This window comes from Paenibacillus sp. FSL K6-1096, from assembly GCF_037977055.1.
Classification (GTDB): domain Bacteria; phylum Bacillota; class Bacilli; order Paenibacillales; family Paenibacillaceae; genus Paenibacillus_AQ.
This window is the reverse complement of the sequence record NZ_CP150274.1, coordinates 1,268,224-1,287,939: the sequence shown is the minus strand read 5'-3', so window position 1 is coordinate 1,287,939 and position 19,716 is coordinate 1,268,224. Positions and strand designations below refer to the sequence as shown.

Sequence of the window (19,716 nt, the reverse complement as noted above, 5' to 3'; positions counted from 1 at the left end):
ATGAAGAGCGCAGACAGAGGCATTCTCTCGGAGCATGACCTGAAGAAGACCGGCAACAGGGTGGCATACGGAATAATGGTGCTGGGCATTCTGCTGATGGTCTTCAGCATGCTGTACCCTATTCTCATGACGATGTTTAACGGATTGAAATCGAACGTGGAGGTCAATTCCTTTCCGCCGCATTTCTTCCCGCAGGAATGGCATTTCAGTAATCTGAAGGACGCGCTCGGGTATATCAATCTGGCGATGTTCCTGCGGAATACACTGTATATTTTCCTGGGCAATATGGTTGTTACCCTGATTGTGCTCGGGCTGGCCGCCTTCAGCATCTCCCGGATGAACGTGCCGTACCGCAGGGCCTTCTATTTCTTCTTCCTGATGACGCTGTTCATTCCGGCTACGAGCTACATGATTCCGAACTTTGTCAATCTGAAGGAGCTTGGCCTGCTCAATCAGTATGCGGCCTTCTGGCTGCCGGCAGGTGCGAACACCTTCTTCTTCCTGCTGCTTAAGAACTTCTTCGACGGGATTCATCCCGAGATTCTGGAAGCGGCGCGGATCGACGGAGCCTCGGAGCCGAGAAGCTTCTTCAGTATTGCGGTTCCGCTGTCGGTGCCGATTTTTGCCACACTGGCGATCTTCATCTTCTCCACCGCCTGGAATGACTGGTTCTGGCCGTCGCTCGTTATGCACAGTGAGGATAAGTATACGCTCGCTACCGCTATTTATAAGTATGTTATTAATGTAAAAGCGCTGAATACGAACATCAAATTCGCCATTCTGTTCCTGGTGTCGCTGCCGCCGATTCTGGTGTTCCTGGTGTTCCAGCGGTTCATTATGCGCGGGGTTTCGCTGTCGGCAGTCAAGGGCTAGGCAGTAAGGATAAGATCCGGCAGAGATCGTAAACCTGCACATGAAGGGAATATAAATACACCTCGTTTGTAAACGGTTTCTCTTTTAAGATGAATTTGTAAGCTCATTATGATATGAAAAGGGGAGTTACCATGCGTAAAGTTTCCAGCGTATTCGCCTGTCTCCTGGTCACGGGAACGTTATTGTCCGCCTGCGGCGGCAATAATAACGGGAACAAGCCGGCGGCAAATGGAGGGGAGGCATCGCCTGCTGCTAGTCAGGCGGCTGAAGAGTCAACTGCTCCGTCTGCAGCACCGGCTGACGATATCACCCAGAGAAAAGTGACGATCAAAATCCACTATCCTACGCCCGACCTGACCGAGGTGAGAGCGCAGGAGGATGACAAGATCAAGCGGTTCCAGGAGGTCTATCCGAACGTTGAGATTGTCAAGGACGACTGGCAATATAATGTGAGCGAGATCGGGGTAAAGATGGCTGCGAACGAAGCGCCGACCTTCTTCAACACCTATGCTACGGAAGCGAAATTCCTGGTCGAGAAGGGCTGGGTGGCCGACATCACCGATCTGTGGAACAACTATGAGTTCAAGGACCAGATCAATCCTGTGCTGCAGAATCAGTTCATCATTGACGGCAAGGTGTATGGGGTAACGCAGAAAGGCTATGTCACCACAACGATGATCAACAAGAAGATGCTGGATGACAAAGGTGTAGCCGTTCCGCCGATGGACTGGACCTGGGAGGATATGCTGAACACAGCCAAGGGTGTGGCCGATCCTAAGAAGGGCATCTCCGGAATTGCCCCGATGGGCAAGGGGAACGAAGCCGGCTGGAACTGGACCAACTTCCTGTTCGAGGCGGGCGGGGAGATTCAGAAGATCGAAGGCGGCAAGGTAGTAGCTACCTTCAATTCTGATGCCGGGATCAAAGCGCTGGACTTCTATAAGAAGCTTAGATGGGAAGCCAAAGCGGTTCCCCAGGACTGGGCGCTCGGCTGGGGCGATGCGGTCGGTGCCTTCCAGCAGGGCCGCACCGCGATGGTGATGGCCGGCTCTGACGGCGTTATTGAACAGGCGCTCAATCAGGGAGGCTTCAAGCCGGAGGATGTGCTGACTTATCCGATGCCTGCGGCTGAGAAGGGCGGCAAGCATACCGGAGTGCTCGGCGGCGACTATCTGGTTATTAACCCGAATGCCAGCAAGGATGAGCAGGAGATGGCCTTCCGCTATATTACCTTCGACTACTTCTCGGATAAAGGGCTGGAGGCGCTCGATGCGATTATCAGCCAGCGCAAAACGGACGGCAAATACTACATCCCGCCACTGCTGGATTACTATGCTGCGGATTCCGAATTCGGCAAGAAGACCAAAGCCATCTATGACAAATACGATATCGTCTATCAGTACAGCCCGGAAATTATGGCACTGCTGGACGGTAAGCCAGAAGCCCAGTACAACACTCAGGATTACTACGCTACGATGTCCAACGTAATCCAGGAGCTGTTCGCCAAGGAAGGAACAGATTCCAAGGCCCAGCTGGATGCAGCGGCTGCAACCGTACAGGAGAAATTCTTCAATTCGATTAAGGTGGAGTAGAGTAAATTAGGAGGGCGTCCCGGATTAGAGGGACAACAACAGGGCGGGGAGAACGCAGCGATGCGCTCTCCCCGCCCTGCGTTTGTTGCGGCTATTGCGGCGCTTCTTGACTTCAGCGCTGATCCTTTGGCATGATCAAGAGAGTAACTACTGAATATTATTTACTTACTAGGAGGTATCGTCTTCATGCTGGATCTTACGCTTGCGCATGACAAAACATTCTGGGCCCGTTATGATTGGCGGCTGCAGGATGATTTTGCCTACCCGGAGCTGGAGGAGGAGCCAATTAGCCTGCCGGTAACGGACGAGGTGAGCCTGGTGCTGGAGACCGGCGACGACTTCAGCTACATCTCACTGCTGCTGGAGGACGGCGAAGGGGAACTGACCGAGATCGCTTGGGATGATGAGGCGCATTTCCACCCGTTCGTCCTGCGGCTGGACGAGTGGCAGCGGCTGTCACAGCAGACCGCTGCGCGGACGGGCGTGCCGGAGTGGATTCCGGCTCTGCTGCTCCAGCGCTTCGTAGGTTATGACTCGCCCGCAGAGCTGGAGGCGATCGTCCGGCAGGGGATGGAGATGCGCCAGCTGTCGGGGCTCTATAGCGCAGATGAGCTGGCCGCATGGCCCGCGCATCCGCTGCTCGCTGAACCGTACCTGTGGGACAGGCTGGACCGGCACTGGCGCGAGCAGCCGCCTTACGGATGGGTGTGCGAAGGGGAGGATGCTTACTCGCTGCGCAGCGCGGGCAATCCCGACTTTCCCTTCGGCGCCTGGAACCGGATACTGGGGAATCTGGATGGCGGCGGCGATGGTGGGCAGCGGTAATAGTGAAGCGGCTCAGGTGCACTGGTGCGCCTGAGACGAGAGGGGAGGCTGCTTTTGGCCTCTTGGTGGAATCAGGTGTATAAATGCACCTCATTCGTCTCGATCGGCTGCGTTCGTTGAAATCAGGTGTATAAATGCACCACATTTGGCTCGATCGGCTGTGTTCGCTGAAATCAGGTGTATAAATGCACCACAATTGGCTTGATCGCCCACATCCACTGAACCGAGGGGCATTAAAGCCCCTCATACTTACCCATTTGGCTACTACAGCGCCGCCCCTCCGTTTCCCGCACCAGCACACTTTCGGCAGAAGCAGCGTGGGAGGGGGACGGCTTCCCGGCCCGATCATGACAGGCACACCCCTGGTCCGATCATGACTCTTCAGACATTCGCTCCCTGTCCGCAGCGCCCAGCCTATCCCCATTCCTCCAACTCTAAGACAAATCAAGCTTTTTCGTACTCAACCGCACGATTTCCGTTTGCAGATTAGACAAAATTCAATTTAATATTGCATAATTATTGGAATATATGGCTCTAAATAATCGAATGAAAGCGCTTTGAAAAAGAATCAAAAAAAACTTTATACTTTGTGAAAGATTTCACTATACAAGGTGAAGGGGATGTGTTAAGATAAGTGTGTAGAGAAAAACAACCTAAAAATTGACAGGAGGACGAGGGAGATGGCAGTTAAAAACGAAGTCGCCGCCCAAGTGAAACAAACCACCGCTGAAGAATATATTCAGACTTTGGTGGATAAAGCAAAGAAAGCCCAAGAAGCGTTCATGGGCCTGGACCAAGAGCAGACTGACGCAGTCGTTCATGCAATGGCACTTGCCGGTCTCGACAAACACATGTACCTGGCGAAGCTGGCTGTTGAAGAAACAGGACGCGGCGTCTACGAAGACAAAATTACGAAGAACATCTTCTCCACTGAATATATCTGGCACGGAATCAAGTATGACAAGACAGTAGGCGTTATTGAGGATAACGCATACGACAGCTTCCAGAAGATTGCCGAACCGGTCGGAATCATCATGGGTATCACACCGGTAACCAACCCAACATCCACCACGATGTTCAAGGCATTGATTTCCGCAAAGACGCGTAATCCTATTATATTCGGTTTCCACCCTTCAGCGCAAGAGTGTAGTGCAGCCGCCGCCAAAATTCTGCATGACGCAGGTGTAAAAGCCGGTGCTCCTGAGAACTTCATCCAATGGATCGAGCTTCCTACAATGGACAAAACAAACGCACTGATGAACAATCCTGACGTTGCACTGATCCTGGCAACCGGCGGTTCGGCAATGGTTAAGGCAGCTTACAGCTGCGGCAAGCCGGCACTCGGCGTAGGTCCTGGTAACGTTCCTGCCTTCATTGAGAAGAGTGCGGATATCGATCAGGCCGTAACCGACATCATCCTGTCGAAATCCTTCGACCATGGTATGATCTGTGCTTCCGAACAGGCAGTTATTATTGAAGAAGCCATCTTCGACCAAGTGAAGAAGAAAATGATTGCGAACGGCTGCTACTTTGTAAATAAAGAAGAAGCTGCCAAGCTGACCAGCGGTGCAATGAACGTTGAGAAATGTGCGGTTAACCCGGCCATCGTCGGCCAGTCCGCAATGAAGATCGCTGAAATGTGCGGTATCCAGGTTCCTGCCGGAACGAAGATTCTGGTGGCTGAGCTTGAAGGCGTAGGTACGAAATATCCACTGTCCGCTGAGAAGCTGAGCCCGGTTCTGGCCTGCTACAAAGTGAAGAACGCTGACCAGGGTATCGAACGCGCAGCTCAGGTTGTTGAATTCGGCGGCATGGGCCACAGCTCGGCAATCCACTCGAACAACGAAGAAGTGATCATGAAGTTCTCGAACCGTCTGCAGACCGGACGTATTCTCGTCAACTCGCCATCCACACACGGCGCAATCGGCGATATTTACAACACAAATATCCCTTCACTGACACTGGGCTGCGGATCTTACGGACGCAACTCGGTATCGCAAAACGTAACAGCCATCAATCTGATTAACGTGAAAAGGGTGAACCGTCGTACCGTGAATATGCAATGGTTTAAAGTACCTGACAAGATCTACTTCGAGAAGGGCGCCACTCAGTATCTGGCCAAAATGCCTGACATTACCCGCGTAGCGATTATCACTGACCCGATGATGGTTAAACTGGGCTATGTTGAAAGAGTGGAGCACTATCTGCGTCAACGCCAGACTCCGGTAGCGATCGAAGTGTTCTCGGAAGTTGAACCGGACCCGTCGACTACCACAGTTGAAAAAGGTACTGCCATGATGAACAGATTCCAGCCGGACTGCATCATTGCACTCGGCGGCGGTTCCCCGATGGATGCTGCCAAGGGAATGTGGCTGTTCTATGAACACCCGGATGCAGACTTCAACGGTCTGAAGCAGAAGTTCATGGATATCCGCAAACGCGTATACAAATTCCCTAAGCTCGGCAACAAAGCGAAATTCGTAGCGATTCCTACAACTTCAGGTACAGGTTCGGAAGTTACCTCGTTCGCGGTTATTACAGACAAGACAACTGCAAATAATACTAAGTACCCGCTGGCTGACTATGAGCTGACTCCGGACGTAGCGATCATCGATCCTGAGTTCGTATACAGCTTACCAAAAACTGCAGTAGCTGATACAGGTATGGACGTACTGACCCATGCGATTGAAGCTTATGTATCGGTAATGGCCAGTGATTATACAGATGGTCTGGCCATCAAAGCCATTCAGCTGGTCTTCCAGTGGCTGGAGAAATCGGCACTGACCGGCGACAAGCTGGCCCGCGAGAAAATGCACAACGCATCGACACTTGCCGGTATGGCCTTCGCCAATGCCTTCCTGGGCATTAACCACAGCTTGGCGCACAAATGGGGCGGACAGTACCACACCGCACACGGCCGCACCAATGCAATCCTGATGCCGCATGTTATCCGCTACAATGCCAAGAAGCCTACGAAGTTCGCTTCGTTCCCTAAATACTCGCACTTTGTAGCTGACGAACGGTATGCTGAAATTGCACGCATCCTGGGATTGCCTGCACGGACAACTGAAGAGGGCGTAACCAGCCTGATCAATGCCATCCGTGATATGAATAAGAAACTGGGTATCGAAGAATCGTTCTCGGCTCTGGGCTTCGATCCTAAGGACTTTGAATCGCGTGTAGATTACCTGGCAGACCGTGCATTTGAAGACCAGTGCACAACTGCCAATCCGAAATTGCCGCTGGTATCTGAGCTTGCCGATGTATACCGCAACGCATTCTACGGAAGATTTGACAACTAATTAACGGTTGGCTGGTAAAGAATAAGTTTAAAGGTTAATATGGGACTGGCTGGAAGTGACAAATATCACCGAAAGAGTGATATTTGTCACAGTCCTTTTTCAGAAAATAAACTAAAATGTTTATATAAACAACGATCCCCGTTATAAAGCTGCGATTGTGAATTTTATAACAACTAATAGCCAAGGGATCACGAGACACGGGATCAACCTTCAAGCCCGCGATCTCTACAAATATACTTAAATATAAATGGAGGGATTTAGCATGTCGGTGATTGAAAAAGAAGTACAGGAACTGAAATCAGGTTGGAGAAGTTTTGTGAAAGGTTCTTGGTCCAAGAAAGTTGATGTTAATAACTTTATTGCTAAGAACATCAAGCCTTATGAAGGAAATGAAGATTTCCTCGTAGGTCCTACCAATAATACAACTGAACTGTGGAAGATTATCTCCCAGCTGAGCAAGGAAGAAAGAGAAAGAGGCGGCGTGTGGGATGTATCCCTCGACACAGTCTCCACCATCACTTCCCACGCTCCAGGCTACATTGACAAGGACAAGGAACAGATCGTCGGCGTTCAGACTGACGCTCCGTTCAGACGTTCCATTCAGCCTTTCGGCGGAATCAAGATGATGATCGATGCCACTAAGGCATACGGCTTCGAGCTTCCGCAGAATATCGTTGATATGTTCACGAACATCCGCAAAACGCATAACCAAGGCGTATTTGATGCATATACACCAGAAATGAGAGCTGTGCGCAAATCCGGCGTAATCACTGGCCTTCCTGACGCTTACGGCCGCGGACGCATCATCGGCGACTACCGCCGCATTGCTCTGTACGGTATCGATTTCCTGATCAAAGACAAGAAACAGCAACAGACTGAGCTTGAAGTAGACTCCATGACAGAAGACGTGATCCGCCTGCGTGAAGAGCTGTCCGAGCAGATCCGTGCTCTGGGCGAACTGAAACAGATGGCTGCTGCTCACGGAATGGACATCTCCAAGCCGGCTGTGAACTTCAAAGAAGCTACACAATGGGTATACTTCGGTTATCTGGCAGCAGTTAAAGAGCAGAACGGTGCGGCAATGTCCCTTGGACGCGTATCCTCCTTCCTTGATATCTATGCACAACGCGATATGGAAGAAGGCACTCTTACTGAAGAACAGGCACAGGAAATCGTTGACCACTTCGTAATGAAGCTGCGCATCGTGAAGTTCCTGCGTACACCTGACTATAACGACCTGTTCTCCGGTGACCCGACTTGGGTAACTGAATCCATCGGGGGTATGGCTGAAGACGGAACTTCCCGTGTAACGAAGAACAGCTTCCGCTTCCTGCACACTCTGTACAACCTGGGACCTGCACCAGAGCCGAACCTGACTGTACTGTGGTCCGAGAAGCTGCCTGAGAACTTCAAGAAATTCTGTGCCAAGGTATCCATTGAGACCAGCGCGATCCAATATGAGAACGATGATGTAATGCGTCCATATTGGGGTGAAGATTATGCAATTGCCTGCTGCGTATCCCCAATGCGCATCGGTAAGCAAATGCAGTTCTTCGGAGCCCGTGCCAACCTGGCCAAAGCTCTGCTGTATGCAATTAACGGCGGTAAGGATGAGAAATCCGGCGTTCAGGTTGGTCCTGAATTCCCTGCAATCACTTCCGAATACCTAGATTACGATGAAGTTATGAAACGCTTCAAACCAATGATGGAATGGCTGGCTAAGACTTATGTCAATACGCTGAACATCATTCACTATATGCATGACAAGTATTCCTACGAACGTATCGAAATGGCGCTGCATGACCGTGACGTTTTCCGTACAATGGCTTGCGGTATCGCCGGTCTGTCCGTTGCTGCCGACTCCCTGAGCGCTATCAAATACGCTAAGGTTAAGCCGATCCGCAACGAAGAAGGTATTGCAGTTGACTTCGAAATTGAAGGTGAGTTCCCTTGCTACGGTAACAACGATGACGCTGTTGACAGCATCGCAGTTGGACTGGTTGAAACCTTCATGACCATGATTCGCAAGAACAAAACTTACCGTGATGCTGTACCGACTCAATCTGTACTGACCATCACTTCCAACGTGGTATATGGTAAGAAGACTGGTACTACTCCTGACGGACGTAAGAAGGGTGAACCGTTCGCTCCTGGTGCGAACCCAATGCACGGCCGCGACAAGAAGGGCGCACTGGCATCCCTGAACTCTGTTGCCAAACTGCCTTACTCCGATGCTCAAGACGGTATCTCCAACACCTTCTCCATTGTGCCTAAGGCCCTGGGTAAGGATGAAGAGTCCCGTAAGTCTAACCTGGTATTCATGATGGACGGATACTTCCACAATAACGCTCAGCACTTGAACGTTAACGTATTTAACCGTGAGCAGCTGCTTGATGCTATGGATCATCCTGAGAACTACCCGCAATTGACCATCCGTGTATCGGGCTATGCGGTTAACTTCATCAAGCTGACCCGTGAACAACAGATGGACGTTATCAACCGTACCTTCCACAGCTCCATGTAAGCTGTGTTCTAGCCCTTGAAGAATTGAGATCAATCCAAGTGCTGCCGCCCTTGAAAGAGGGCGGTACACTCTTGTTCAAAATTGATTAAAATTTTAAGTTTTTTTGAAAGGATGACCCCTCATGCTTAAAGGACATGTCCACTCTTTGGAGACCTTTGGAACGGTGGATGGCCCTGGTATCCGCTTCGTGCTATTTATGCAGGGCTGCCTGCTGAAATGTCAGTATTGCCATAACCCGGATACATGGGAACTCAATGAAGGCAAGGAGATGACCGTCGAGGATGTGCTGGCGGAAATTGAACCTTACCTGAATTATTATAAAACCTCCGGCGGCGGACTTACCGTATCCGGCGGGGAACCGACACTGCAGGCGCATTTCGTCAAGCAGCTGTTCACTGAAGTGAAGAAACGCTGGAATCTGCACACCACGCTGGATACGAACGGCTACAATGACGGCTCCAAGATCAGCGATCTGCTGGATGTGACCGATCTGGTGCTGTTGGACCTGAAGCATATCGATGACGAAGCGCATATCAAGCTGACCGGCAAATCCAATGACCGCACGTTGAAGCTGGCCCGCTGGTTATCCGATCATAACCGCAAAATGTGGGTCCGCCACGTCTATGTTCCCGGCATTCATAATAAGGAAGAGGATCTGCGGAACCTGGGACGGTTCATTGGAACCTTGAACGGCGTCGAGAAGTTTGAAATCCTCCCATACCATGTCATGGGCATATACAAGTGGAAAGAACTTGGCCGGGCCTATGAATTGGAAGGAGTAGAGACACCTTCGGACGAAGAAGTGAAGCGTGCCTACAGCCTGATTGAAGAAGGCCGTCTGGAGACAGCCCTGGTCTAAACTCATACACTATTATTGAACCCAAGCGGAGCTTCCATTCAGAGAAGTTTCGCTTTTTGTTATGTCATCTAATCTTACAGAATCCGCTTACAATAGAGGATTTTATCCCTATTGAAGATGAATCTTAACCTTCCGATTACATTTGTGATTTCCTATAATAAAGCTTGTAAGGGAAACCACTATATAGGGAGGGTCACCCGTAATGAGAAAAAGCCTAACACTGCTGTTGTCCCTGATGTTCGTGAGCTCGGCGCTGCTGGCAGGCTGCGGAGACAGCAAAAATAATGCAGCTAACAAGGAAAGTGAGACGGCCGCGACGAATGAAGCTGCTGCAACGAATGCGGCGGCTACAGAGAAGCCGGTAAGTGATGAACCCTTTGAAATGACCATCCGCCACACGCAGGTCGGGGCAGATAAGCAGAAGCGTCTGGCGATTCTGGAGGATGTGGTCGGCAAGGTACAGACAGATGTACCCGGACTTACCTTCAAGCTGGATGGAGTGGATTCCGATGTGAACCGCAAGGAGAAGCTGCGCGGGGAAATGGCCGCCGGTAATCCGCCGGAGATCTTCGATCTGTTCGGCAGCCCGGACTCCAAAATCTATGCGAAGGAAGGCAAGCTGCTCGATCTGACCCCGATTCTCGATGAATTAGGCATCAAGGATAAATTCGCCAACCTGGACCCGTTCACCTATGAGGGTAAAATCTACGGATTGCCGATTGGCGGCTCGGGTGAAGGCTTCTTCTATAATAAAGAGTACTATACGAGCAAGGGCTGGAAGGCACCGACGACCTTCGCGGAGCTGGAACAGCAGCTGGCAGACATCAAGGCGGACGGCAAGGTGCCGATGGCTGGTGCTTCCAAGGCAGGCTGGGTACCGCTGATGCTGGCCAATCACCTCTGGTCCCGTTATGCCGGGCCGGATGTTACCGCGAAATTCGCCACAGGCGAGGCCAAGTGGAACGATCCGAATGTCGTTAAGGGCTTCGCAAAATATAAGGAGTGGGTCGATAAAGGCTACTTCAAGAAAGGCGAGCTCGGGTTCGAGTATGCGGAATATACGACCCAGTTCACCAGTGGTGAAGCCATTCTGATGTATGACGGCACCTGGAAATCCTCTGTATTCAAGGCCGGACAATCCGGTGAAGGTCTGATCGGCAAGGTCGGATTCTTCAATATTCCGCCGGTTGAGGGCGGTGTAGGCGATCAGACATCGCTGATGCGTGATGTCAACAACGGATATGGCTTCTCGGCTGCGGCAGGAGAAGATGAGCGCAAGCTGGCAGCAGTCAAATCCTTCATTAAGAATATGTTCAATGAGGATATGCAGCTACGCGGACTGGTGGAAGACGGTGTTCTGCCGGCGATGAAGATTGACCAGGATGTACTGAACAAGAACATTACGGATGATCTGATGAGCGAGATTGTTGCCGTGCTGAACAGCTCCAAGTCGTCCTTCCCGGCCTTCGACTCGCTGGTACAGGCGGATGTCACCACTGAAATCAGCAACATCCAGATTCAGAGCCTGATCGGCGGGCAGACGACTCCTGAGAAGATGGGCGATGCACTGCAGAAGATTCAGGAAGAGGCCAACGCAGCCGTTGAATAAATGATCTTAACCGGATGTGCCCTGGTGCTTGCTCCAGGGTGCATTTTTAAAAATAGAAGGATAAAATGTTGCACACACGATACGGCAAAGCCGTTTCCAATTGTGAGATATAGATTTCGGAGTCCCCGCAAAGTACCTGAGTAAGCCTCGAAGCTATAGCCCCGCATTGTGGGGCAGAATGATGTCTTAGCAACCTGGAGGTAGTCATGAATAAGGCCTTAAAAAATCCCCTGGTGTTCTTTCTCTTCGTTATTCCGGCCCTGATCCTGTTCGTTATGTTCTTCATCTATCCCATCTTCAGTTCAATCTACTATAGCTTCACGAATTGGAATGGTGTATCCGATACGGTGAAATATACGGGGCTGAGCAACTACGAGAAGGCGCTGGGGGATGAGCGCTTCTGGATCTCTGTCAAAAATAACGGGTGGTTCATTCTGTTCTCTGTATGTATTCAAGTGCCGCTGATCGTCCTGTTCTCGCTGCTGATTGCCAATGTGAAGAAGCTGAAGGGGCTGTATAAGACGGCTGTGTTCATGCCTTCCATTATGTCGACCGCTGTAATCGGCATTCTGTGGGGCTTCATCTACGAGCCGAACATCGGACTATTCAACCGGATATTGGGCCTTGTCGGCATTGAGCCGCTTTACTGGCTGTCGGATGAACGGTTCGCGATGCTGTCGATCCTGATTACGAACGCCTGGCAGTGGACCGGCTTCTATATTGTAATGGTGCTGGCCGCGATCCTCTCTATTCCCGGAGAATTGGATGAAGCTGCGGCCATTGACGGGGCTACAGGATTCCAGCGCGCCACCCGTATCACCCTTCCGCTGATCGTCCCGATCATCTCAGTTGTAATTATGCTGTCCATTGCGGGAGCGATGAAGGCAGCGGATATTGTCATTGTCATGACCAAGGGCGGTCCGGCCGGTTCAACCGAGGTGATGGCCACCTATATGATCAAATATGCGATTACCAACTTCAAGTATGGGTACGGCAATACCATTGCTGTGCTGATCTTCCTGTTCACACTTGTGGTAACAGTGCTCTATCAGCTGCTCTTCGCCCGTCGAACGGAAAGGATTGAATACTGATGCCGCGCGCCCTGAAGAAAAGTCTGCCGCATATTGCCCTGCTGGGCTATCTGGTCGTTGTTCTGTTCCCGTTTCTTTTCGTCCTGTTCTCCTCGGTGAAGAAGGATAATAATGCGATTGCGCTGAATCCGTTCGGGATTCCTAAGAGCCTGGAATTCTCTAACTATGTGGAAGCCTGGGTGAACGCGAAGATCAGCACTTATTTTTTCAACAGCTTATATATCTCTATCCTGGCCTCGGTGGTGTCGATTCTGCTGGCGTCGATGTTTGCCTTTGCGGTTACCCGGATGCGGCACGGCAGCTGGAACAAGCTGCTGTTCTCGCTGATTCTGGTCGGGATGCTGATTCCCAACAACGCGCTGATGCTGCCGATCTACACCATTGTCCGCAAGCTGCACATCCTGAACACCCACTGGGCGCTGATTATCCCTTATATCGCCAATGCGATTCCGTTCACGATTATTATTCTGGCGGCCTTTATGCGGTCACTGCCCGGTGAAATTGAAGAAGCTGCGGTCATGGATGGCTTGAAGGCTCCGGGTATCTTTGCTAAGATTATTGTACCTTTGACAGTTCCTGCCATGGTTACAGTATTCATTGTTAATTTCCTGGGAAATTGGAACGAGTTCCTGCTGGCTAACTACTTCCTCTCGAATGACGAGCTGCGCACGCTCCCGGTGGGGATGGTCCAGTTCCGCGACCAGTATCAGATGAACTATGCGCAGATGTCAGCGGGCATTGTCTACAGCGTAGTTCCGGTCATTGTGATCTATGCCGTCCTTCAGGAGAAAATTATTGAAGGTGTTACCGCAGGCAGTGTGAAAGGTTAACCTTATTCATGTCAGGAGCATGGGCGGATGAATCTGCGCTATAGATTATTTACGGCATTCTTAGGCCTCATTATCATCCCTTTATTCATTCTTGGCATGATTATGTTCTTCGTGACTTATAATTCGATTGAGAAGAAATACAGCGAGCAGTCCGAATATTCGCTTAAGGCAATCAGCTACAGCATCTCTAATGTGTTCAAGGATATGAACAATGTGACCGACAACGGCATTGCCACCTCGGTGTTCCACATGGCGCTCAGTGCAGATGATCCGTCGAAGCAGGACCTGACCGATGCCGAGCAGCTCAGCCTGAATGCCAGCCAGCGCAATTTCCGGAGCCTGCTCTATAATCATCCGTCGATCAGCTACGCTTTTCTGTACAATTTCAACGGCAAAGGCAGCTCAGAGATTGTATCGGTCTTCACCAAAGAGAATTTCCGCACGCTGCCCTACGACAAGTTCAAGGGTAGTGAGCTGTACGAAGAGGTAATGAAGCTGAACGGGGTGCCGAAATGGCTGGCTCCGCATGAATATCCTGAGCTGACCGGCACCGAAGCGGTGTTCACGCAAATCCGGCTGATTAAGGAGCTTAGCTTCTTTCAGAACATCGGGATTCTGGTCGTGCAGATCAAGAATTGGGAGTTCGAATCCATCTTCCGCAATCTGAAAATTGGGGACAGCAACCAGAAGGTGTCCTTCATGCTGGTCAATGATGACGGGATGATTCTGCTGGACCCCGACCGCAAGCTGGACGGACAGGATTTCCGCAGCTTCACGACGAAGGAGATTGTCTTCAAGCCCGGCTTCCAGAGCTTCAGAACCCAGTTCGACGGCGAGAAAAGCATCCTGTCGGTCTATCACCTTAAGGATTATCCCTGGAGCCTGGTCTCCGTGACCTCTTGGGGCACGTTGTCTCATGAAGTGACGGTGTTCGCCCGCTGGTTTGTGGTAGTGATGTTCCTGTGTCTGCTGGGCGCTGTCATCTTCAACCTGTTCTTCATGAACCGGATTACCGGCGGTATCGCCGTGATCGTCCGCTTCATGCGCCGGGTGGAGGACGGGGACCTCAGCACCCGCGTTGAGGAGAAGGGCAATGATGAGATGACGCTGCTGGCCCGGGGCTTCAATGATCTGATGGACAAAATCAACACGCTGTTTAGCCGGGTCCATATCGAGCAGCGGCGTAAGAATCAGGCCGAAATGCGGGTGCTTCAAGCCCAGATCAAGCCGCATTTCCTGTTCAACACTCTGGAATCGATAAATGTGCTGGCCGTGCAGAATGAAGGGCGCAAGGTCAGTGAGATGGTCTACCGGCTGGCGAGCATTCTGCGGATCAGCATTCAGGACAGGGATGAGATTACGCTGGAGGAAGAGATTAAGCATCTGCGCAATTATCTGGACATCCAGAAGTTCCGGTTCGAGGATCTGTTCGATTATGAGCTGGAGGTTCCAAATGAGCTGCTGGGCTGCGGGATTCTGAAGCTCACGCTCCAGCCTCTGGTGGAGAACAGCATTCAGCACGGCTTCGAGGGAATCAGCTATAAGGGTCTGGTCCGGGTGCGGGTCTGGGAGAACAAAGGCAATCTGATTCTGCGGATTGAGGATAACGGAATCGGCATGACCCCGGCCCAGCTCTCCATGTTCCAGTATATGGTGAACGATCCGGCCGGACAGAAGCCGCCTCAAGAGCCGGGGCAGGGCATTCATCTGGAGCGGCGGGGACTGGGCGTACGCAGTGTCGCAGACCGCATCCGGATTGAGTACGGCGACCGGTACGGCATCTTTATCTGTGCAAGTCCGGGTGAGGGAACGGTCATCCAGTGCATCATCCCTAAATACGGGCAGGGGGAAGATCATTATGCTAAAGGTATTATTAGTTGACGATGAGGCGCCGATTCTGAATAATCTTAACCGGGTTCTTCCCTGGCAGGACATGGGCATGGAGGTGGCCGGGATGGCCCGCAGCGGGATGGAAGCACTGGGCATAGCGGAGAAGCAGCCGCCGGACCTGGTGCTCTGCGATATCCGGATGCCGGTGATGGACGGCCTGACCTTCATCGGCAAGCTGCGGGAGATGGGGCTTACGAGCGAGGTGCTGCTGCTCAGCGGCTACCAGGAGTTCGATTACGCCCGGGAAGCGATCCGGTTGGGTGTGAAGGAGTATATTTGCAAGCCGATTCATTACGGGGAGCTTGGCGACAAGGTGCGGGAGATCGGTGCCCGTATCCGCAGCAGGCAATACAAGGATAAGCTGTATAACAGCATTCCTTTGTTCCAGGAGATGCCTCCGGCTGAGGATTCCGCCAAAAAAACACCGGAGCAGCTTATGCACCAGGCCGCTCAATACATCACGGAGCGGCTTCACTCGGATCTGGGCATCGACGAGGTGGCGAATAGAATCGGGATCAGCAGCAGCTATTTCTGCCTGCTGTTCAAGAACCGCTTCGCCATGACCTTCGTGGAGTATGTCACCCAGCAGCGGATTGAGGCGGCCAAGTTCATGCTGGCGAGCAGCGATAAGAGCATCACCGCGATCAGCTCCGGCGTAGGGTATCAGGAGCGGCGTTACTTCACCAAGGTCTTCCAGAAGCAGACGGGAATGACCCCGAAGGAATACCGCAGCAAGCACAAAGCGGAAGCCCGTTGAATGTTAAGCTGAGAACAACGATTGTCCCTGGCGGGGCGGTCGTTTTTTTTTGCCTGCCGGACCGGATCTGTCCGCCCGATTCTCCCCGGGGATGTGAGGTGGAGATATTTACCGATTTTCTTTTACACAAAATGAAACTTTTCGGGGTTCGTTGCGTCTAATACTATGTTTTGTAAAATGAACGTGGCAAAACATTCTGCCTTCATCAAGAGGGCGGTTCACGTTTTTGAGGGGAATATAAGGTGGAGAGAAGGTAATGAAGAGACTGCCTTATATACTACAAATGGGAGCAGAAGGAGTCGTACAATGAATTTGAAAAGAACGTTCTTGGTGGCCGTATTGGCTGTGACGCAATCCGTAGCAGCGGTTCCGGCATTCGCAGCACCAGTCAGCACGCAGACAACAACAACAGGGAGTGTTGCTTCAGCGGTGAATACCGCAGCAACCCAGCTTCAGCCTGAATCCACAGACCCGTTGCCTCCACTGGTTACGGAGACGCCTGCAGGTTCAGTGACCGCAACGCCAACACCAACGCCGACACCTGTTCCTGAAGCAACACCGGTAGAGGGGATTACGGTACCTGCAGAAACACCAATTCCGGCAGCAACTGCCGTTCCCGGCGATTCTACAGCACCTGCAGACGGTACTATTGACGGTACTGTACCAACCGAAGACCCGGCGATGACTCCATTCACGCAGCCTACACCAACTCCAGGAATAGCTGCTCCAGAAGATGGGGCAGGCAAGCTGATTCTGATGATGAACAGCAACAAGATGTTCCGCAACGGTGTACCGTATACGGCCAATCAGCCGATGGCCGTCAAGAACGGAGTCTCCTACGTGTCCATCCGTGCGATGGTGGAGATGGTTGGAGTAGCCTTCACGTATGATTACAAAACCAAAGAGGTTATTGTAACCAAAGGCACCAGCATCATGCGCTTCAAGACCGACAGCAAGATTTATACGGTCAACGGCACCAAGTTCACCATGAAAGGCCCGGCTTACCAATTCAAAGGCACCTTCATGGTCCCGTTGACTTCCATAACCTATGCGCTTAACATTCCTTACACGGTTGACAATGTGCAGAAGCGGGTAATCCTGTCGCTGAATACGAAGCCGACCGCTTCCTTCACCGTGTCGCCGAAGGAAATCTATGCCGGGGAGACGATCGTTAATTATGTGACCTCCAGTTCTTCGCCGAACGGCACGCCGATTGTGGAAGAACGGTGGAGCGACAACAAGCAGGACATGTATGATCAGCCGGGCTTCTATACAGTCACCTATTCTGTACGCGATGCCAACAATATGTGGAGTGATCCTTATCCGGTGACGATCCAGGTTCTGCAGCCCAACCAGCCGCCTGTAGCCCAGTTCACGACCGATAAGGACGAGTACAAAATGGGTGAGCCGGTTATCCTGACAGATACCAGTTATGACCCTGAGAATGAAGAGCTGACCGTCACCTGGAATAACCGGGCGCTGGCCTACTTCACTCCGGGGCCTGTACCCATCCAGCTGACAGTAACAGATAAGCATGGTCTCACCAGTACTGCCGAGAAGATCATTAATATTACCAGTGAGCAATTGTATACACAGGATGAAGTGACGAAGCTGTTCACCCCTCCGGGCGATATCATCAGCATGGATGGCGGATTGATTCCGGGGCTTCCGAATCTGCCGTACAATCTCTCTTCCGAGGGCTACACGCTCATCCGCAGTAACAGTCCTGAGACTGTAAATACGGAAGGCGTTCTGTACCGCGAGAATTCTGTAGGCAATACCCGATTCCTGGTGCATCATATGAACAATATGGCCACCAGACAGAAGCTCTATGTGATCGCAACGAACAATAACCTGTATCCGACAACCATTACGACCCAGTATCTGGGGATTGCCGGTCCGGTTACATCGCCTGAATATACTGGTAAGGTGTCGGTTGAGAAGTACTATAATTCTATGATTACCGGTCTCGCCCAATCGCAGATTACCCTGCAGCCGGGGCAAAGCCTGCCGATTATGACAGACCTTAACAAAATTGCCATGAAGCCGAAAGACGTAATGTCGCTGAGCGCGGATCTGTTCAGTGATCTGCCGGTCCAGTATAACGTAGTCATGGTGGAGGAGAGCAAAGACCCGGTCGCTGAGCTGCCATATCTGCCTGTTCTTGACCGTGATGGCGTTCACAACCGGGGAACCTATCCGGATTCAACCCGAATCATGAATGTAACGGATCTGGTGGGTGCTACACAATCCAAGCTGATCCTTGGCGACAACAAGAATGACTTGAATCTGGACGGCATTGATCCGATGACCGGGACAACCGCCTCAAACTCCGGGAACTTCGGTGTATTGTACAAAATCGTTCTGGACCGTGTAGCAGCGAACACGCTGATCACCTTCAATCCGCGCGGCGGCGGTTATCTGGGATCAGTGCTGGTGAACGGTACAATTGTAAATCTGCCGAACAAGGGGCAGTTAAACAAGTCCGACATGAACGCAGTCGTTTACCGGACTGGAGAATATGAAGGCCGGGTGGAGATGGTCTTCACCGTCGCTTCCGGCAGTAATCTGCCAGTAAACTTCGTCTTCACGCCGCTACCGGCCAAGAAGTAAACTGAATATATCCCAAATGCGGCAGCCTTCCTCAGGGAACGGCTGCCGCTTTGCTGTGCCTGTAATTCCCGCTGGCCACTGAGCAACAGGCTTTATTGACGGGGACCTTGCTTTTGGGGCATTATAAAGAGAGGGCAATACAAACGACCTATACTATTAGGAGATGAGCGAATGCTATCGACAGATCAAATATTAGAAGCAATGTCGGGGCAGGGGCTGCGAATCACCGATCAGCGCAAGACACTTGCCCGCTTATTCGGCGAGAATACGGGATATTTGTCGGCGAAGGATGTATATGAGCATATGGGCCGCAAGTACAGCGGACTCAGCTTCGATACGGTCTACCGCAATCTGCGGGTAATGGAAGAGCTGGGCGTACTGGAGCAGATTGTTTTTGAAGAAGGCGTCAAGTTCAAGGCCAGCTGCAGCGAGGACCATCACCACCATCATATGATCTGTCTGCAGTGCATGAAGACGTACCCCATCCAATTCTGTCCGATGAATCTAACGGATACCCCGGATCAATTCCGGGTCGTCAAGCATAAATTCGAGGTGTTCGGTTATTGTAAGGAGTGTGAGCAAGGCAGAGAAGAAGAAGCTGCCGCACTCTCCCACGCCAAAGAGGGCCACTGATATGGCTGACCTGCGAAGAACGGTACAGGCGCCGATCCGGGTCTACCGCAAGTTCATTTCGCCGCTGAAGCCGGCGACCTGCCGCTTCTATCCGACCTGCTCCGCCTATGCGCTGGAGGCGATTGAAGTGCACGGGCCGCTTAAGGGGTCCTGGCTGGCGGCCAGGCGGATTGCCCGCTGTCATCCCTTTCATCCGGGTGGGCTTGATCCCGTGCCGCCGGCCAAAGGGCACTCTTCCGGGGACAAGCCGGTGCAGACGACTTGACACGGGGCGTGCCGATGGGTATATTTTGAATAATAAGTATATTCCGAGGAACG

Annotated in this window: 14 protein-coding genes and 1 other annotated feature (1 of these 15 only partly in view); all 14 genes read left to right on the top strand. The window is 51.7% G+C overall.

The window, feature by feature from the left end; genetic code table 11:
- Positions 1–873 (top strand): carbohydrate ABC transporter permease, encoded by an 873-nt coding sequence (locus tag MHI24_RS05895; RefSeq protein WP_340024644.1) that lies wholly within the window; start codon positions 1–3, stop codon positions 871–873.
- A 131-nt stretch (positions 874–1,004) separates the two neighbouring features.
- Entirely contained in the window at positions 1,005–2,465 is a 1,461-nt protein-coding gene (locus MHI24_RS05890) for an extracellular solute-binding protein (RefSeq protein ID WP_340024643.1), read from the top strand.
- A gap of 186 nt (positions 2,466–2,651) precedes the next feature.
- Positions 2,652–3,290 carry a hypothetical protein gene (locus MHI24_RS05885; protein WP_340024642.1) on the top strand — a complete coding sequence of 213 codons (639 nt, stop codon included), beginning with the start codon at positions 2,652–2,654 and terminating at the stop codon, positions 3,288–3,290.
- A gap of 680 nt (positions 3,291–3,970) precedes the next feature.
- Positions 3,971–6,592 (top strand): bifunctional acetaldehyde-CoA/alcohol dehydrogenase, encoded by a 2,622-nt coding sequence (gene adhE / locus MHI24_RS05880; RefSeq protein ID WP_340024641.1) that lies wholly within the window; start codon positions 3,971–3,973, stop codon positions 6,590–6,592.
- Between the two features lie 262 nt (positions 6,593–6,854).
- Positions 6,855–9,116, top strand: coding sequence for a formate C-acetyltransferase (gene pflB / locus MHI24_RS05875; protein ID WP_340024640.1), 2,262 nt, complete (start codon positions 6,855–6,857; stop codon positions 9,114–9,116).
- 121 nt (positions 9,117–9,237) lie between these two features.
- The gene (gene pflA, locus MHI24_RS05870) at positions 9,238–9,975 is read left to right on the top strand and encodes a pyruvate formate-lyase-activating protein (RefSeq protein ID WP_340024639.1); all 738 of its coding nucleotides are present in this window, start codon (positions 9,238–9,240) and stop codon (positions 9,973–9,975) included.
- 202 nt (positions 9,976–10,177) lie between these two features.
- The gene (locus MHI24_RS05865; protein ID WP_340024638.1) at positions 10,178–11,584 is read left to right on the top strand and encodes an extracellular solute-binding protein; all 1,407 of its coding nucleotides are present in this window, start codon (positions 10,178–10,180) and stop codon (positions 11,582–11,584) included.
- A gap of 206 nt (positions 11,585–11,790) precedes the next feature.
- Positions 11,791–12,675, top strand: a complete 885-nt coding sequence (locus MHI24_RS05860; RefSeq protein ID WP_340024637.1) for a sugar ABC transporter permease — start codon at positions 11,791–11,793, stop codon at positions 12,673–12,675.
- Positions 12,675–13,505: a carbohydrate ABC transporter permease gene (locus MHI24_RS05855; RefSeq protein ID WP_340024636.1), complete on the top strand. Its 831-nt coding sequence runs from the start codon at positions 12,675–12,677 to the stop codon at positions 13,503–13,505. The genes MHI24_RS05860 and MHI24_RS05855 overlap by 1 nt, the downstream gene beginning before the upstream one ends.
- Positions 13,506–13,532: 27 nt before the next feature.
- Positions 13,533–15,386, top strand: a complete 1,854-nt coding sequence (locus tag MHI24_RS05850; RefSeq protein WP_340024635.1) for a sensor histidine kinase — start codon at positions 13,533–13,535, stop codon at positions 15,384–15,386.
- On the top strand, positions 15,364–16,152 hold the full coding sequence (locus MHI24_RS05845) for a response regulator (protein ID WP_340024634.1): 789 nt from the start codon (positions 15,364–15,366) through the stop codon (positions 16,150–16,152). Before MHI24_RS05850 ends, MHI24_RS05845 begins: the two co-directional genes overlap by 23 nt.
- Before the next feature lie 306 nt (positions 16,153–16,458).
- A complete protein-coding gene (locus MHI24_RS05840; protein ID WP_340024633.1) occupies positions 16,459–18,765 on the top strand; it encodes a stalk domain-containing protein in 2,307 nt (768 codons plus the stop codon).
- A gap of 171 nt (positions 18,766–18,936) precedes the next feature.
- On the top strand, positions 18,937–19,398 hold the full coding sequence (locus tag MHI24_RS05835) for a Fur family transcriptional regulator (protein WP_340024632.1): 462 nt from the start codon (positions 18,937–18,939) through the stop codon (positions 19,396–19,398).
- Position 19,399: 1 nt separating this feature from the next.
- A complete protein-coding gene (yidD, locus tag MHI24_RS05830; RefSeq protein WP_340024631.1) occupies positions 19,400–19,663 on the top strand; it encodes a membrane protein insertion efficiency factor YidD in 264 nt (87 codons plus the stop codon).
- A 37-nt stretch (positions 19,664–19,700) separates the two neighbouring features.
- Positions 19,701–19,716 (top strand) — a binding site (T-box leader) (it continues 244 nt past the right edge of the window).

What these genes read in the sequence shown, in the direction of transcription:
- MHI24_RS05895 (WP_340024644.1), top strand. Translation starts at nt 1, where the DNA reads ATGAAGAGCGCAGACAGAGGCATTCTCTCGGAGCATGACCTGAAGAAG.
- pflB (WP_340024640.1), top strand. Translation starts at nt 6,855, where the DNA reads ATGTCGGTGATTGAAAAAGAAGTACAGGAACTGAAATCAGGTTGGAGA.
- yidD (WP_340024631.1), top strand. Translation starts at nt 19,400, where the DNA reads ATGGCTGACCTGCGAAGAACGGTACAGGCGCCGATCCGGGTCTACCGC.
- MHI24_RS05890 (WP_340024643.1), top strand. Translation starts at nt 1,005, where the DNA reads ATGCGTAAAGTTTCCAGCGTATTCGCCTGTCTCCTGGTCACGGGAACG.
- MHI24_RS05860 (WP_340024637.1), top strand. Translation starts at nt 11,791, where the DNA reads ATGAATAAGGCCTTAAAAAATCCCCTGGTGTTCTTTCTCTTCGTTATT.
- MHI24_RS05850 (WP_340024635.1), top strand. Translation starts at nt 13,533, where the DNA reads ATGAATCTGCGCTATAGATTATTTACGGCATTCTTAGGCCTCATTATC.
- MHI24_RS05855 (WP_340024636.1), top strand. Translation starts at nt 12,675, where the DNA reads ATGCCGCGCGCCCTGAAGAAAAGTCTGCCGCATATTGCCCTGCTGGGC.
- adhE (WP_340024641.1), top strand. Translation starts at nt 3,971, where the DNA reads ATGGCAGTTAAAAACGAAGTCGCCGCCCAAGTGAAACAAACCACCGCT.
- pflA (WP_340024639.1), top strand. Translation starts at nt 9,238, where the DNA reads ATGCTTAAAGGACATGTCCACTCTTTGGAGACCTTTGGAACGGTGGAT.
- MHI24_RS05835 (WP_340024632.1), top strand. Translation starts at nt 18,937, where the DNA reads ATGCTATCGACAGATCAAATATTAGAAGCAATGTCGGGGCAGGGGCTG.
- MHI24_RS05845 (WP_340024634.1), top strand. Translation starts at nt 15,364, where the DNA reads ATGCTAAAGGTATTATTAGTTGACGATGAGGCGCCGATTCTGAATAAT.
- MHI24_RS05885 (WP_340024642.1), top strand. Translation starts at nt 2,652, where the DNA reads ATGCTGGATCTTACGCTTGCGCATGACAAAACATTCTGGGCCCGTTAT.
- MHI24_RS05865 (WP_340024638.1), top strand. Translation starts at nt 10,178, where the DNA reads ATGAGAAAAAGCCTAACACTGCTGTTGTCCCTGATGTTCGTGAGCTCG.
- MHI24_RS05840 (WP_340024633.1), top strand. Translation starts at nt 16,459, where the DNA reads ATGAATTTGAAAAGAACGTTCTTGGTGGCCGTATTGGCTGTGACGCAA.